This window comes from Streptomyces sp. HUAS MG91 (assembly GCF_040529335.1).
Taxonomy (GTDB): Bacteria; Actinomycetota; Actinomycetes; order Streptomycetales; family Streptomycetaceae; genus Streptomyces; species Streptomyces tabacisoli.
On sequence record NZ_CP159534.1, the window covers coordinates 6,858,167 to 6,872,676 of the forward strand.

General features: G+C 72.3%; 14 protein-coding genes and 1 pseudogene. 12 read left to right on the forward strand and 3 right to left on the reverse strand.

Annotated features, from left to right (window positions below):
• Positions 1-55 precede the first annotated feature (55 nt).
• Positions 56-478 carry a ribonuclease gene (locus ABII15_RS31100; RefSeq protein WP_353945596.1) on the forward strand — a complete coding sequence of 141 codons (423 nt, stop codon included), beginning with the start codon at positions 56-58 and terminating at the stop codon, positions 476-478.
• A gap of 7 nt (positions 479-485) precedes the next feature.
• Here ABII15_RS31100 and ABII15_RS31105 read toward each other — a convergent pair whose 3' ends face one another.
• On the reverse strand, positions 486-704 hold the full coding sequence (locus ABII15_RS31105; protein WP_353945597.1) for a hypothetical protein: 219 nt from the start codon (positions 702-704) through the stop codon (positions 486-488).
• Positions 705-891: 187 nt separating this feature from the next.
• Between ABII15_RS31105 and ABII15_RS31110 the strand changes: the two genes are divergently transcribed.
• The 5 genes and pseudogenes from ABII15_RS31110 to ABII15_RS31130 form a co-directional block, all read left to right on the forward strand.
• Positions 892-2,160, forward strand: coding sequence for a histidine kinase (locus tag ABII15_RS31110; RefSeq protein ID WP_353947255.1), 1,269 nt, complete (start codon positions 892-894; stop codon positions 2,158-2,160).
• A 44-nt stretch (positions 2,161-2,204) separates the two neighbouring features.
• Entirely contained in the window at positions 2,205-2,870 is a 666-nt protein-coding gene (locus ABII15_RS31115) for a response regulator transcription factor (RefSeq protein ID WP_353945598.1), read from the forward strand.
• A 77-nt stretch (positions 2,871-2,947) separates the two neighbouring features.
• Positions 2,948-4,177 (forward strand): ROK family transcriptional regulator, encoded by a 1,230-nt coding sequence (locus tag ABII15_RS31120; protein WP_353945599.1) that lies wholly within the window; start codon positions 2,948-2,950, stop codon positions 4,175-4,177.
• 51 nt (positions 4,178-4,228) lie between these two features.
• Entirely contained in the window at positions 4,229-5,413 is a 1,185-nt protein-coding gene (locus tag ABII15_RS31125) for a cytochrome P450 (protein ID WP_353945600.1), read from the forward strand.
• 88 nt (positions 5,414-5,501) lie between these two features.
• Positions 5,502-5,771, forward strand: a pseudogene (locus tag ABII15_RS31130) (PaaI family thioesterase); the annotation flags it as partial.
• Here the strand turns inward: ABII15_RS31130 and ABII15_RS31135 are convergent.
• Positions 5,761-6,789 (reverse strand): hypothetical protein, encoded by a 1,029-nt coding sequence (locus tag ABII15_RS31135; RefSeq protein WP_353945601.1) that lies wholly within the window; start codon positions 6,787-6,789, stop codon positions 5,761-5,763. The pseudogene ABII15_RS31130 and the gene ABII15_RS31135 sit on opposite strands and share 11 nt — an antisense overlap.
• 137 nt (positions 6,790-6,926) lie before the next feature.
• Positions 6,927-7,934 carry a Gfo/Idh/MocA family oxidoreductase gene (locus ABII15_RS31140; protein WP_353945602.1) on the reverse strand — a complete coding sequence of 336 codons (1,008 nt, stop codon included), beginning with the start codon at positions 7,932-7,934 and terminating at the stop codon, positions 6,927-6,929.
• A gap of 150 nt (positions 7,935-8,084) precedes the next feature.
• On the opposite strand from ABII15_RS31140, the gene ABII15_RS31145 reads away from it, so the two are divergent.
• From ABII15_RS31145 to ABII15_RS31170, 6 genes are all read left to right on the forward strand, one after another.
• Complete coding sequence (locus ABII15_RS31145) at positions 8,085-8,849, forward strand: GntR family transcriptional regulator (RefSeq protein ID WP_353945603.1); 765 nt, start codon at positions 8,085-8,087, stop codon at positions 8,847-8,849.
• A 118-nt stretch (positions 8,850-8,967) separates the two neighbouring features.
• Positions 8,968-9,966, forward strand: a complete 999-nt coding sequence (locus tag ABII15_RS31150) for a sugar ABC transporter substrate-binding protein (protein ID WP_353945604.1) — start codon at positions 8,968-8,970, stop codon at positions 9,964-9,966.
• A 149-nt stretch (positions 9,967-10,115) separates the two neighbouring features.
• Positions 10,116-11,120 carry a sugar ABC transporter substrate-binding protein gene (locus ABII15_RS31155; protein ID WP_353945605.1) on the forward strand — a complete coding sequence of 335 codons (1,005 nt, stop codon included), beginning with the start codon at positions 10,116-10,118 and terminating at the stop codon, positions 11,118-11,120.
• Positions 11,117-12,172: an ABC transporter permease gene (locus ABII15_RS31160; protein ID WP_353945606.1), complete on the forward strand. Its 1,056-nt coding sequence runs from the start codon at positions 11,117-11,119 to the stop codon at positions 12,170-12,172. The genes ABII15_RS31155 and ABII15_RS31160 overlap by 4 nt, the downstream gene beginning before the upstream one ends.
• Positions 12,169-13,008, forward strand: a complete 840-nt coding sequence (locus ABII15_RS31165) for an ATP-binding cassette domain-containing protein (RefSeq protein ID WP_353945607.1) — start codon at positions 12,169-12,171, stop codon at positions 13,006-13,008. Before ABII15_RS31160 ends, ABII15_RS31165 begins: the two co-directional genes overlap by 4 nt.
• Before the next feature lie 317 nt (positions 13,009-13,325).
• Complete coding sequence (locus ABII15_RS31170; RefSeq protein WP_353945608.1) at positions 13,326-14,480, forward strand: ROK family glucokinase; 1,155 nt, start codon at positions 13,326-13,328, stop codon at positions 14,478-14,480.
• Positions 14,481-14,510: the final 30 nt, after the last annotated feature.

Here is a 14,510-nt window from a genome sequence, read left to right on the forward strand (position 1 = left end):
AAACATGCGGCAGTTGGGATTGACGCGCGTAGCGCTACGCGCGTCAATTGAACGCATGAAGACCCCACGCTTCCTCAGTGCCGCGGCCGTTGCCGCCGCCCTCCTCATCGGTGGCCCCGCCGCCGTCGCCGCCCAGGCCGCCCCCACCGCCGCCTCGGCCCCCGCCCAGCTGTCCCCGCTCTCCGCCGCCGCGGTCGGGGACATCTGCTACTCCGCCCTGCCCTCCCAGGCGCACGACACCCTGGACCTGATCGAGGCGGGCGGCCCGTTCCCGTACTCGCAGGACGGGACCGTGTTCCAGAACCGCGAGGGCGTCCTGCCCTCGCAGTCCACCGGCTACTACCACGAGTACACGGTCATCACCCCGGGCTCGTCCGACCGCGGCGCGCGCCGCATCGTCACCGGTGAGGCCACCCAGGAGGACTACTACACGGCCGACCACTACGCGTCGTTCGACCTGGTCGACCACTCCTGCTGATCCCCGCCTAGCTCTCCTTCCGGCTGTCGGCGGCCGCGAACAGGGCGATCGCGAGCACCACCAGCGCGATGCTCCCGTACACCTCGCGGCCGTCGACGAAGGGGATCCGCCCGATCAGGCCCCAGCCGAGCCGGCCCGTGAACGCGTGGATCAGGCCCATGGCCCCCTGGACCAGGGCGATGGTCCCGACGATCTCCAGCACCGTCCGCACCTGCTTCTTGTTCATGCCAGGAACTCTCGCCCCGCGGACCCCCACCCACATCGGCCGCGGGGCGAGGCCCGCACGACACAAGTCGCCCGACGGCACGGCAGCCCGGGACCAAAGTCTTCCGTTGTCCGACTTTGGTCCCGGGATCACCGCACGAAGGGGTGCCCGACGCCCAACGTGCGTAGATTTGTCGACCATGGAGGCCATGCAGGACCAGCAGACACCGGCGATCGCGGGACCGGCCGGTGAGCCGTCACCGCGGTGGCGGCGCTGGCTGCCCTCGGTCGTCGCCGACGAGCTCGACCTCGGCCCCGACGGCCGCCCCGGCCGCAGACGGCGTACCGTCCGCGACTGGATCGTCGACTTCGCCTGCTTCCTCGCCGCCGTCTTCATCGGCCTGCTCGCGGCCGAGCAGGTCTGGGACGACCCGCACACACCGCAGGCCCTCGCCTGGATCGACCAGGTGCTCGGCGCGCTCGCCTGCGCCGCCGTCTGGCTGCGCAGACGCTGGCCGCTCGGCCTCGCCCTCGCGATGCTCCCGGTCGGCTTCCTGTCCAACACCGCGGGCGGCGCCTCCATGGTCGCGCTGTTCACGCTCGCCGTGCACCGCCCGTTCCGCTACATCGCCTGGGTCGGCGGCGCCAACCTGGTGCTCGTCCCGTTCTTCTTCTGGCTGCGGCCCGAGCCCGACACCTCGTGGGGCGCGGCCGTCACCTTCACGGTGATCATCACGATCGCCGTGGTCGGCTGGGGCATGTTCGTCCGCTCCCGGCGTCAGCTGCTGATGTCGCTGCGGGACCGGGCCCTGCGCGCCGAGAACGAGGCGGCCCTGCGCGCCGAGAACGCCCAGCGGCTGGCCCGTGAGGCCATCGCCCGCGAGATGCACGACGTGCTCGCCCACCGGCTCACCCTGCTGAGCGTGCACGCGGGCGCCCTGGAGTTCCGGCCCGACGCGCCCCGGCAGGAGGTCGCCCGGGCCGCCGGCGTCATCCGGGAGAGCGCCCACGAGGCCCTCCAGGACCTCCGCGAGATCATCGGCGTGCTGCGCGCCGCCGACCACGGGGAGGAGTCCGGCCGCCCGCAGCCCACCCTCGTCGCCCTCGACACCCTGGTCGCCGAGTCCCGCGAGGCCGGCATGGACGTGACGCTCGACAACCGCGTCCCCGACCCCAAGGACGTACCCGCCTCCACCGGCCGCACCGCCTACCGCATCGCCCAGGAGGGCCTGACCAACGCCCGCAAGCACGCCCCCGGAGCCGGCGTCGCCGTCACGGTCACCGGCGCCGCGGGCGACGGCCTCACCATCACCGTCCGCAATCCGGCGCCGCCGGGCGCCGTCCCGCACGTACCCGGCTCGGGACAGGGCCTGATCGGACTGACCGAGCGGGCGACCCTCGCCGGCGGCCGGCTCGACCACGGGCCGGCCGCCGACGGCGGATTCCTGCTGCGGGCCTGGCTGCCGTGGAGCGGCTGACACCTCCGCGCACCGGGGACGGCAGCTTGACTACGGTGGAGGCCATGAACGCGATCCGGTTGCTGCTCGTCGACGACGACCCCCTGGTCCGCTCGGGCCTGAGGTTCATGCTGGGCGGCGCCGACGACGTCGAGATCGTCGGAGAGGCGGCCGACGGCGAGGAGGCGCTGACACGCGCCGCCGCGCTCCGGCCCGACGTCGTCCTCATGGACATCCGGATGCCGGTCCTCGACGGCCTCGCCGCCACCGAGCGGCTGCGGGCCCGCCAGGACGCTCCCGAGGTCGTCGTCCTCACCACCTTCCACGCCGACGAGCAGGTGCTGCGCGCGCTGCGCGCGGGCGCCGCCGGTTTCGTGCTCAAGGACGCCTCGCCCGCCGACATCCTCGGCGCCGTGCGCAGCGTCGCGGGCGGCGACCCGGTCCTGTCGCCCGCGGTGACCCGCCAGCTGATGACGCACGCCGCCGCCTCCGAGCGCGAGGCGCGCACGGCCGGGGCCCGGGCCCGCATCGGTGAACTCGCCGAGCGGGAGCGGGAGGTGGCGATCGAGGTGGGCCGCGGCAAGTCCAACGCGCAGATCGCCGCGGCCCTGTACATGAGCGTCGCCACCGTCAAGACCCACGTCTCACGCGTCATGACCAAGCTCGACCTCAACAACCGTGTGCAGATCGCGCTGCTCGTCCACGACGCGGGGCTCCTGGACGAAGCCTGAACCGGGCCCCGGCCGGGGTAAATTCACAGCGTGATCGAAGAGCAGGGTGCTGTTGGGTGAAGGGGCGGGAGCCAGGAATGGCAGGACCACGTCGGCGTACGGTGCGCGATCTGCGCCGCAACAACCGGGCGACCGTGCTGAGCAAGCTCTACTTCGAGGGACCGCTCAGCAGACAGGAACTGGGCCCGCTGACGGGCCTCAGTTCGGGCTCCATCAGCAATGTCGTCTCCGAACTGGTCGCCGACGGCCTGGTCGAGGAGGCCGGTTCCGTGGACTCCGACGGCGGCCGCCCGCGCACCCTGCTGCGGGTCGCGCCCGGCAGCGGCCACCTCGCGGGCGTGGACGTCGGCGAGACCCGCGTACGCGTGGAGCTGTTCGACCTCTCCCTGAAGGAACTCGCGCGCGTGGAGGCGCCGCTGCCGGACGGACGCTACGACGCCGAGGGCGTGGTGCGGCTCATCGCGGACGGGCTGACCCGGGTCATCGCCGAGGCGGCGGCCGCCCCGGCCTCGCTCATCGGCATCGGGATCGGCGTGCCCGGCATCGTCGACGCCTCCGGCCCCGAGGGCGCCGTGGTGCACGGCCAGACCATCGGCTGGGACGCGGTCCCGCTGGAGTCCATGCTGCGCGCACAGGACGAACTCCTCGCCGCACTGCCCCTGTTCGTCGACAACGGCGCCAAGACGCTCGGCCGCGCCGAGATGTGGTTCGGCGCGGGCCGCGGCGCCCGCAACGCCGTGATCGCCCTCATCGGCTCCGGCGTCGGCGCCTGTGTCATCGCCGACGGCGTGCCCTACCAGGGCTCGTCGTCCAGCGCGGGGGAGTGGGGCCACACCGTGCTCCAGGTCGGCGGGCGGGAGTGCCGGTGCGGCGCGCGCGGCTGCCTGGAGGCGTACGTCGGCGCGGAGGCGCTGCTCGAACGGTGGCGGGAGGCCGGCGGCAGCTGGTCCGCCCCGGACGAGGAGGGCGCTCTCGCCGAACTCCTCGACGACCCCTCCGCCGCGGGCGTGCTGGACGAGACGGCCGAGTTCCTCGGCGCGGGCATCGCCGACCTCGTGAACCTCTTCAACCCCGAGCGGATCGTCGTCGGCGGCTGGGCGGGACTGCTGCTCGGCCCGCGCCTGATCGAACCCGTGCGCCGCGCCGCCGCCGCGTACGCCCTCCGGCACCCCCTCGCGCAGACCACCGTGGAGCTGGGCCGGCTCGGCCCGGACGCCGTCACCGTCGGCGCCGCGACCCTGCCGCTCGCCCGCTTCCTGGAGACGGGAGGCACCCGCCGGGAACCGATCGTGAGCGGCGCGAGTTGAACGAAGGGAGCGGGAGCGGGCAGTCGGTGCGGACATCCGGAGGGCGCGGGCATGACTGAGATCGTCGATCTGACCGAGTACGCGGACCACGGCCGCGCGGGGTTCTACGCCGACCCGTACCCCGTGTACGAGAAGCTGCGGGCCCGCGGCCCGGTCCACCACGTGCGCACGCCCGGCCCGGGCCCGGCCGAGGAGCTGTGGCTGATCGTCGGGCACGAGGCGGCCCGCGCCGCCTTCACCGACCCGCGCCTGGCCAAGACGCCGCCGTGGGACATGACCGACGACCTCATCGGCCCGCACCTGCTGTTCGCCGACCCGCCGGAGCACGGCAGGCTGCGCTCGCTCGTCACCCGCGAGTTCACCCCCGGCCGGGTGGCGGCGCTCGCCCCGCGCATCCAGAAGATCACCGACGAGCTGCTCGATGAGATGGTGCCGCGCGGCTCCGCCGACCTGATCGCCTCCCTCGCCTTCCCGCTCCCCTTCGTCGTCATCTGCGAGCTGCTCGGCGTGCCCGACATCGACCGCGACCGGTTCCGCCGGATGTCGACGCAGGTGGTGGCCCCGACGTCCGACGAGGAGGCGTACGCCGCCCATGTCGAGATCGCCGGATTCCTGGACGAGCTGATCGAGGACAAGCGGTGCGCGGCCCCCGCCGACGATCTGCTGAGCGCGCTGATCCGGACGACGGCGGAGGACGGCGACCGGCTGTCCCCGGCCGAACTGCGCGGCATGGCCTTCCTGTTGCTCGTGGCCGGCCACGAGACGACCGTGAACCTGATCGGCAACGGCGTCCGCGCGCTCCTCGACCACCCGGACCAACTCGCCGCGCTGCGCGCCGACATGACCCTCATCGACGGCGCCGTGGAGGAGATGCTGCGCTACGACGGCCCGGTCGAGACGACCACCCACCGCTTCGCGGTCGAGCCGATCGAGATCGGCGGCACGGTGATCCCCGCGGGCGACCCCGTCCTGATCGCGATCGGCGACGCGGACCGCGACCCGGACCGCTTCCCCGACCCCGACCGCTTCGACATCCGCCGCGCGCCGCGCGGGCACCTCGCCTTCGGCCACGGCATCCACTTCTGCCTGGGCGCGCCCCTCGCCCGCCTGGAGGGCCGGATCGCGCTGCGCTCCCTCCTCGACCGCTGCCCGGACCTCGCCCTCGACGGCGAACCGGACGGCTGGCTGCCGGGACTGCTGATGCGCGGGGTTCGTACACTGCGGGTGCGCTGGTAGCGGCCGCCAGGAGCTTGCGGGCCAGGTCGAGGGCGGGGTCGGACACCGAGGCTCCTCCAGCGGCGCGGGCAGCGGTGCGCGTGGCGCCATCCGGCCCGACCTCCACCAGCAGAACGGTTTCGTGCACGGCGGCGTCCTCGCCTACGCCGCGGGCTCCGCCCTCGGCCCCTCCGTGCTGACCTCAGGTTTCTCCATCCAGTACGTGCGTCCCGCCCGGGGCACGACGCTGACGGCGCGCGCCGAGGTGGTCGACGCGGGACGCCGGCAGGCCGTGGTCCGCGTCGACCTCGCCGCCCGGGACGACAGCGGGAGCGAGAAGGTGTGCGCGGTCGCGCAGGGCACCGTGCTCACCGTGTGACCGCCGGGACGCCGTGGCGCGGCGCCGCCCCCTCGTGCCGGCGCAGGCCACGAGCCGCGAGGGCGAGCAGCAGCAGCGCCCCGCAGGCGAACACGACATTGCCGGACACGCTCAGGGCGTGCGGCACCCCCATGTCCCAGCCGTGCTCGAAGCCCACCCAGGCATAGGTGACCAGCGCCCCGCCCGCCAGCGCGAGCCGGTGCCGGGCGCCCCAGCCGCGGCCGCGCGCCCAGCGCCCGAACAGCAGCACGGACCCGCCCGCGAGCACGCACCACGCGCCGACCAGCACCCAGGCGGGCACGGCCTCGTCGGGCAGCAGATCGCGGGCCCAGTACGCACTCGACACGGCGAAGGCCGTCACACCCACCGCGACCGGCGCGGGCGCGTCCACGGCCCGGCGCGGGCCCGGCCGCCGCCCGACGGCGAAGGCGAGCACGATCAGCGCGGCGATCGCGGCACCGGCGCCCGCGAACTGCCCGGCCGACGCGACGAAGCCCTCCGACTCCGCCTGCGCGAACCCCAGGAAGACGGCGCCCGCCCCGAACACCACCGCGGTCACGGTGAGCCCGAAGCCGCCGAGCCACGGTCGCGTACGGTCCCGGCAGAACGTCTCCACGAGGGCGATCGGGACGCAGATGCTCCAGACGGTGTGCATCGCCAGGACGTCCTGGAGCAACTGCACGCTCGTACCGAGCAGCGGCACATGGGTCGCCGCGTAGGCGGCGCCGATGTCGAAGCCCCCGTAGTGCGGGTTCCACAGCATCTGGTCGACGGGCCCCTCCTCGACCAGGGCGTACGCGGCCGCCAGCACGATCATCGTGGGCCAGCCGCGCCCGGCCCGCCGGGCTACCTCCCGGATCAGCAGCGCGCCGCCGCCGTACAGCGGCGCGAACAGCACGAGCCCGGGCAGCTGGGTGACCGGCTGGTTCCCCAGCAGGAACTCACCGACGAGCGGCGCCAGCAGAAACAGCCCGAACGCGAACAGCAGCCGATGCCGGGGAAGGGGTTGACCGATCATGCTTCGACGCTAGGCGGGCCGACCGGCACCCACATCGGCCGAAGGTCGCCGGGGGAGCGACTTAGGTAGCGCCCCGCAGGGGCGCGGGGAACTGCGCGACCAGCCACAACCCGCACCCGGCACCGAGACGGACCCCCTCACCGCCCCCCGGCGATCTCGGCAACCCGCACCACCCGCCGCTCGCGCCGCGACACCTCACAGGCCTCGGCGACCCGCAGCGCCGCCAGCGCCTCCCACCCGTCGCACGGATTGTCCCGCGCCCCGCGCACCACATCCACGAACGCCTTCAGCTCCGCCTCGTACGCGGGCGCGAACCGCTCCAGGAACCCCGGCCAGGGCTTGTTCGCGGCCGGCGGCCCCGACGGCTCGGTCGACGCGACCGGCGTGCGGTCGTCGAGCCCGACCACGACCGTGTCCCGCTCCCCGGACAGCTCCATCCGCACGTCGTACCCGGCGCCGTTGCACCGCGTGGCCGTGGCGGTGGCCAGGGTGCCGTCGTCCAGCGTGAGGACGACCGCCGCGGTGTCCACGTCCCCGGCCTCCCGGAACATGGCGGGTCCCGCGTCGGACCCGGCCGCGTACACCTCGACGACCTCCCGCCCGGTCACCCAGCGCAGCGCGTCGAAGTCGTGCACGAGGCAGTCCCGGTAGAGCCCGCCCGACAGCGGCAGATACGCGGCCGGCGGCGGCGCCGGGTCGGAGGTCATCGCCCGTACGGTGTGCAGCCGGCCGAGAGCGCCCGCGCGCACGGTCTCCCTGGCCTTCGCGTACCCGGCGTCGAAGCGGCGCTGGAAGCCGAGCTGGAGCACCGTCCCGGCCGCCTCCACCTCGGCGAGCGCGGCCAGCGTCCCCGGCAGGTCGAGCGCGATCGGCTTCTCGCAGAAGACCGGCAGACCGGCCCGCGCCGCTCGCCCGATCAGCTCCGCGTGCGCCGCCGTCGCCGCGGTGACGACCAGCGCGTCGACACCCCAGGTGAACAGCTCGTCGACGCTCGGCGCCGCGGTCGCCCCGATCCGGTCGGCGAGGGCGACGGCCCGCTCCGGCGCCGCATCGGTGACGAGGAGCGAGCCCACCTCCCGGTACCGCTCGAGGACGCCCGCGTGAAAAGTGCCGATCCGGCCCGTACCGATGAGTCCGATGCGCATGCGTCCCAACGTGCCGTGCCGCCCAGATGCTGTCAATCCTTTGTCCTGACAAACCCCGGGCCGCCGGCTCGATCCGGCCCACCGCTGATTTGTCCGGACAACCGGACTTCCGGACTTCCCGTCAACATCTCCCGCCGCTACGCTCGGCCCGTGGCCAAACCTGGAGCCGACCCCACCGTCCAGCTGGAGCTGAGCGTCGACCGTGGCAGCCCGGTCCCGCTCTACTTCCAGCTGTCGCAGCAGCTGGAGGCGGCGATCGAGCGCGGCGCGCTCACCCCCGGCAGCCTGCTCGGCAACGAGATCGAGCTGGCCGGCCGCCTCGGCCTGTCCCGGCCCACGGTCCGCCAGGCCATCCAGTCGCTGGTCGACAAGGGACTCCTGGTGCGGCGCCGCGGCGTGGGCACCCAGGTCGTGCACAGCCAGGTCAAGCGCCCACTCGAACTGAGCAGCCTCTACGACGACCTGGAAGCGGCGGGCCAGCGCCCCGGGACCCGCGTCCTCGGCAATGTCCTGGTGCCCGCCTCCGCCGAGGTGGCCGCCGCGCTCGCGGTCGGCGAGGGCGAGCAGGTCCACCGCGTCGACCGGCTGCGCCTGGCCCACGGCGAGCCGGTCGCACACCTGTGCAATCACCTGCCCACCGGCCTGCTCCCGCTGGACGACACCCGCCTGGAGGCCACGGGCCTGTACCGCCTGATGCGGGCCGCCGGAATCACCCTGCACAGCGCCCGGCAGACCGTCGGGGCCCGGGCGGCCACCGCCCTCGAGGGCGACCGGCTCGGCGAGCCGGAGGGGGCGCCGCTGCTGACCATGCAGCGCACGACGTTCGACGACAAGGGCCGCGCGGTCGAGTTCGCCTCCCACGTCTACCGCGCCTCCCGCTACTCCTTCGAGTTCCAACTCCTCGTCCGCCCTTAGCAGTTGGCCGTTCCCGTACGAGGTCCGAATGTTCTGACAAGTTCATTGACGCTGCGGTAGGAGCCCGCTACAAACACCTCCAGCCGCACCGGGCGGCCGGAGGAGAGGTGGCTCCACCATGCTCACGACGCGTACAGCCCGTACGGCCGCTGCCCTGGTCGCGGTGGCCGCCCTCGCCGCCGGGTGCAGCGGCTCCGGCGGCAAGAAGTCCGAGGACGACGGGGGCGGCGGAGGCGGCGGCAAGGCCGTCGGCACGCCCCGCCTCAAGATCGCGATGGTCACCCACTCCGGCGAGGGCGACACCTTCTGGGACATCGTGCGCAGCGGCGCCAAGGCCGCCGCCGCCAAGGACAACGTGACCTTCCTCTACTCCAACGACAAGGAGGCGCAGGGCCAGGCCCAGCTGGTCCAGGCCGCGATCGACAAGAAGGTCGACGGGATCGTCGTCACCCTCGCCAAGCCGCAGGCCATGGAGTCGGTGCTGGCCAAGGCGAAGGCGGCCGGCATCCCGGTCGTCTCGATCAACTCGGGATCCGAGTACGCGAAGAGGTTCGGCGCGCTCGCCCACATCGGCCAGGAGGAGTCGGTGGCCGGCGAGGCCGTCGGCACCAAGCTGACCGAGGAGGGCCGCAAGAAGACCCTCTGCGTCATCCACGAGCAGGGCAACGTCTCGCTGGAGCAGCGCTGCGACGGCGTGAAGAAGACCTTCAAGGGCACCGTCGAGAACCTCAACGTCGACGGCACCAACGCCCCCGACTCCCAGGCCGCCGTCGAGGCGAAGCTCCAGGCCGACAAGGACATCGACGCGGTCGTGGCGCTCGGCGCCCCCGTCGCGGCGCTCACCGTGAAGGCGAAGCAGGACGCGGGCAGCAAGGCCGAGATCGCCACCTTCGACCTGAACGCCGAGGTCGTGCGGCGACTGAAGGCCAAGGAGGTCTCCTTCGCCGTGGACCAGCAGCCCTACCTCCAGGGCTACGAGGCCGTGGACCTGCTGTGGCTGTACAGGTACAACGCGAACGTCCTCGGCGGGGGACAGCCCGTCCTCACCGGGCCCGCGCTCGTCACCGGGAAGGACGTCCCGAAACTGGAGAAGTACACCGCGCGCGGTACCCGGTGAATCGATGGATGATCCCCGTGACCCATACTTGTGCGTTTGGGACCGCAAAGAGGTCCCCATGGACCGGCAAACGGCCCTCTGGGTTCGGCCGCCGCCAGGCGAGCCCGGTCCCGGTGTACAACGCAGCAGACCAAGAAGGGCACGGCCTCGTGGCACGGTTTCGGACCTGGGTGAGCATCGCGGTTGCGGGGGCTCTCGGCCTCGCACTGACGGGATGCAGCAGCACGGGCGGCAAGCGGGCGGAAGACGCCAGGAAGGCCCAGCAGGCTCAGGGGAAGGCCGCGGTGAACACCCCCAAGTGGACCTTCTCCATGATCACCCATTCGGGCGACGGGGACACCTTCTGGGACATCGTCCAGAACGGCGCCAAGCAGGCGGCCGTCAAGGACAACATCAACTTCCTCTACTCGCACAGTGACGAGGGCAACCAGCAGGCGCAGCTCGTGGACGCCGCCATCGACAAGAAGGTCGACGGCATCATCGTCACGCTCGCCAAGCCCGACGCCATGAAGGCGGCCGTGGCCCGCGCCCAGAAGGCCGGCATCCCGGTCATCACCGTGAACTCGGGCTCCGCCGATTCCAAGAAGTTCGGCGCCCTCACCCACATCGGGCAGGACGAGACGATCGCGGGCGAGGCCGTCGGCGACGAGCTGAACAAGCGGGGCCGCAAGAAGGCCCTGTGCGTCCTGCACGAGCAGGGCAACGTCGGCCACGAGCAGCGCTGCGCGGGCGCCGAGTCGACCTTCGACGGGAAGATGACCAACCTCTACGTCGACGGCACCAACATGCCCGACGTGCAGTCCTCCATCGAGGCCAAGCTCCAGGCCGACAAGTCCATCGACTCGGTCGTCACGCTCGGCGCCCCGTTCGCCGCCACCGCCGTCAAGGCCAAGCAGGACGCGGGCAGCAAGGCCGAGGTCGACACGTTCGACCTGAACGAGAAGGTGGCCCAGGGCCTCCAGGACGGCAGCCTCGGCTTCGCCGTCGACCAGCAGCCCTACCTCCAGGGCTACGAGGCCGTGGACCTGCTGTGGCTGTACAAGTACAACGCCGACACGCTCGGCGGCGGCAAGCCGGTCCTCACGGGCCCGCAGATCGTCACCAAGGAGCAGGCCGCGAAGCTGGCGGAGTACGCGAAGAGGGGGACGCGATGACCACCACAGCTCCGGAGAAACAGCCCGAGCCGCAGCTCGACGAACGGCTCCTGAAGACCTCGCCCTGGAAGAAGCTCCTCGGCCGCCCCGAGCTGGGCTCGGTCGTCGGCGCGATCGCCGTCTTCGTCTTCTTCGCGGTCGCCGCGGACAGCTTCCTGCGGGCGACCAGCCTGGCGACCGTCCTCTACGCGGCCTCCGTCCTCGGCATCATGGCGGTGCCGGTGGCGCTGCTGATGATCGGCGGCGAGTTCGACCTGTCGGCGGGCGTGCTGGTCACCTCGTCGGCGCTGGTCTCGTCGATGTTCAGCTACCAGATGACGGCGAACACCTGGGTCGGTGTCGGCGTCTCGCTCCTGGTCACCCTGGCCATCGGCGCCTTCAACGGCATCATGCTGACCCGCACCAAGCTGCCCAGCTTCATCATCACGCTCGGCACCTTCCTGATGCTGACGGGCATGAACCTGGGCTTCACCAAGCTGATCAGCGGCACCGTGTCGACCAAGTCCATCGCCGACATGCAGGGTTTCACCTCCGGCAAGGACCTCTTCGCCTCGACGTTCACCATCGGCGGTGTCGACTTCAAGGTCACCATCGTCTGGTGGCTGGCCCTGGTCCTGGTGGCGACCTGGATCCTGCTCCGCACCCGCGTCGGCAACTGGATCTTCGCGGTCGGCGGTGACGTGGACGCGGCCCGGGCGGTCGGCGTCCCGGTCAACAAGACCAAGGTCGGCCTCTACATGGGCGTCGCGTTCGGCGCCTGGATCTCCGGCCAGCACCTGCTCTTCTCCTACGACGTGGTGCAGTCCGGCGAGGGCGTCGGCAACGAGCTGATCTACATCGTCGCGGCCGTCATCGGCGGCTGCCTGATCACCGGCGGATACGGTTCCGCGGTCGGCGCGGCCATCGGCGCGCTGATCTTCGGCATGACCAGCAAGGGCATCGTGTTCGCCGAGTGGAACTCGGACTGGTTCAAGTTCTTCCTCGGGGCGATGCTGCTCCTCGCGACCCTCCTCAACCACTGGGTCCGCAAGCGCGCGGAGGCGAGCAAATGACCACACCTCTCGTCGACACTCCTCTCGTCGAGCTCAACGGCGTCAGCAAGTACTACGGCAACATCCGGGCCCTGGAGGACGTCTCGCTCGTCGTGAACGCGGGGGAGATCTCCTGCGTCCTCGGCGACAACGGCGCCGGCAAGTCCACCCTCATCAAGATCATCGCGGGGCTGCACCAGCACGACGCGGGCACCTTCTCCGTCGACGGCGAGCCAGCGAAGTTCGCCAACCCGCGCGAGGCCCTGGACCACGGCATCGCCACGGTCTACCAGGACCTGGCCGTGGTGCCGCTGATGCCGGTGTGGCGCAACTTCTTCCTCGGCTCGGAGCCGACGAAGGGCACCGCCCCGTTCAAGCGCATGGACGTCGACCTCATGCGCCGCACCACCCACGAGGAACTGGCGCGCATGGGCATCGACCTGCGCGACGTCGACCAGCCCATCGGCACGTTGTCCGGCGGTGAGCGGCAGTGCGTCGCCATCGCCCGGGCCGTGTACTTCGGCGCCAAGGTCCTCGTCCTGGACGAGCCCACGGCGGCGCTCGGCGTGAAGCAGTCCGGGGTCGTGCTCAAGTACGTGGCCGCGGCGCGGGACGCCGGGCTCGGCGTGGTGCTCATCACCCACAACCCGCACCACGCCTATCTGGTCGGTGACCGGTTCATCCTGCTCAAGCGGGGTGGCATGTTCGGCAGCCACACCCGCGACGAGATCACTCTCGACGAGCTGACTCGGCAGATGGCCGGCGGCAGTGAGCTGGACGATCTCCGGCACGAGCTGGAGCGGGCGCCTGTGCCTACGCACCTGGGCGGGCATTCGGCCGACGGCACCGAGAAGTAGATCGCCGGTCGGTCGGTCGGCTGCGGGCGCGTCGTGGCTGGCCGCGCAGTTCCCCGCGCCCCTGAGATGCGCACTGCGTGCGCCATCTCATCAAGAGGGGCGCGCCACCACTGCCTCAGGGGAAGGCTGCGCGCAGCGCATGCCTTCGGGGGCGCGGGGAACTGCGCGAGAAGAGGCCACCGGCCGTCAGCTGACGTACGACCCAGGGGCGCGGGGAACTGCGCAGCCAGCCCCCACCGGGCCGCGCTCGGAGGACGGGGCGCGACACCCCAAACCCGGCATGCGGCAGAGCCGGGCGGTGAGGCAGAATCGCCGCAATGAGCACCTACCGCGACCTCGCACACCGTGGCAGCGCACGAGCCACCGTCCTGCGGACGGTCGGCACCAGGGAACGCCGCTCGCACCTGACCGCCCCCCGCGTCCCCACCGTGGGCATCGACATCGGCGGCACCAAGGTGATGGCGGGTGTCGTCGACGCGGACGGCACCATCCTGGAGACGCTGCGCACGGAGACCCCGGACAAGTCGAAGAGCCCGAAGGTCGTCGAGGACACGATCTGCGAGCTGGTCCTGGACCTGTCCGACCGGCACGACGTGCACGCGGTCGGCATCGGCGCGGCCGGCTGGGTCGACGCGGACCGCAACCGCGTCCTGTTCGCCCCGCACCTGTCCTGGCGCAACGAACCGCTCCGCGACCGCCTCGCGGGCCGCCTCGCGGTCCCCGTGCTGGTCGACAACGACGCGAACACCGCCGCGTGGGCGGAGTGGCGCTTCGGCGCGGGCCGCGGCGAGGACCACCTCGTCATGATCACCCTCGGGACCGGCATCGGCGGCGCGATCCTGGAGGACGGCCAGGTCAAGCGCGGCAAGTACGGCGTCGCCGGCGAGTTCGGCCACATGCAGGTCGTGCCCGGCGGCCATCGCTGCCCGTGCGGCAACCGCGGCTGCTGGGAGCAGTACAGCTCGGGAAACGCCCTGGTCAGGGAGGCCCGCGAGCTCGCGGCGGCCGACTCCCCGGTCGCGTACAACATCATCGAGCGGGTCCAGGGCAACGTGCCGGAGATCAGCGGACCGCTCATCACCGAGCTGGCCCGCGAGGGCGACGCCATGTGCGTCGAGCTGCTCCAGGACATCGGCCAGTGGCTCGGCGTGGGCATCGCCAACCTCGCGGCCGCCCTCGACCCCTCCTGCTTCGTGATCGGCGGAGGCGTGAGCGCCGCCGACGACCTGCTCATCGCCCCGGCCCGCGACGCCTTCAAGCGCCAGCTGACCGGCCGCGGCTACCGCCCCGAGGCCCGCATCGCCCGCGCCCAGCTCGGCCCCGAGGCCGGCATGGTCGGCGCCGCCGACCTGGCCCGCCTGGTCGCCCGCCGGTTCCGCCGCGCCAAGCGCCGCCGGGTCGAGCGCTACGAACGCTACGAGCGCTACGCCCAGGCCCGCGAAGCCGCATCGGGCGTTGAGGACCAGCAGTAGAGCGCGCGCGGACCGCTTGGACCGTGGAAC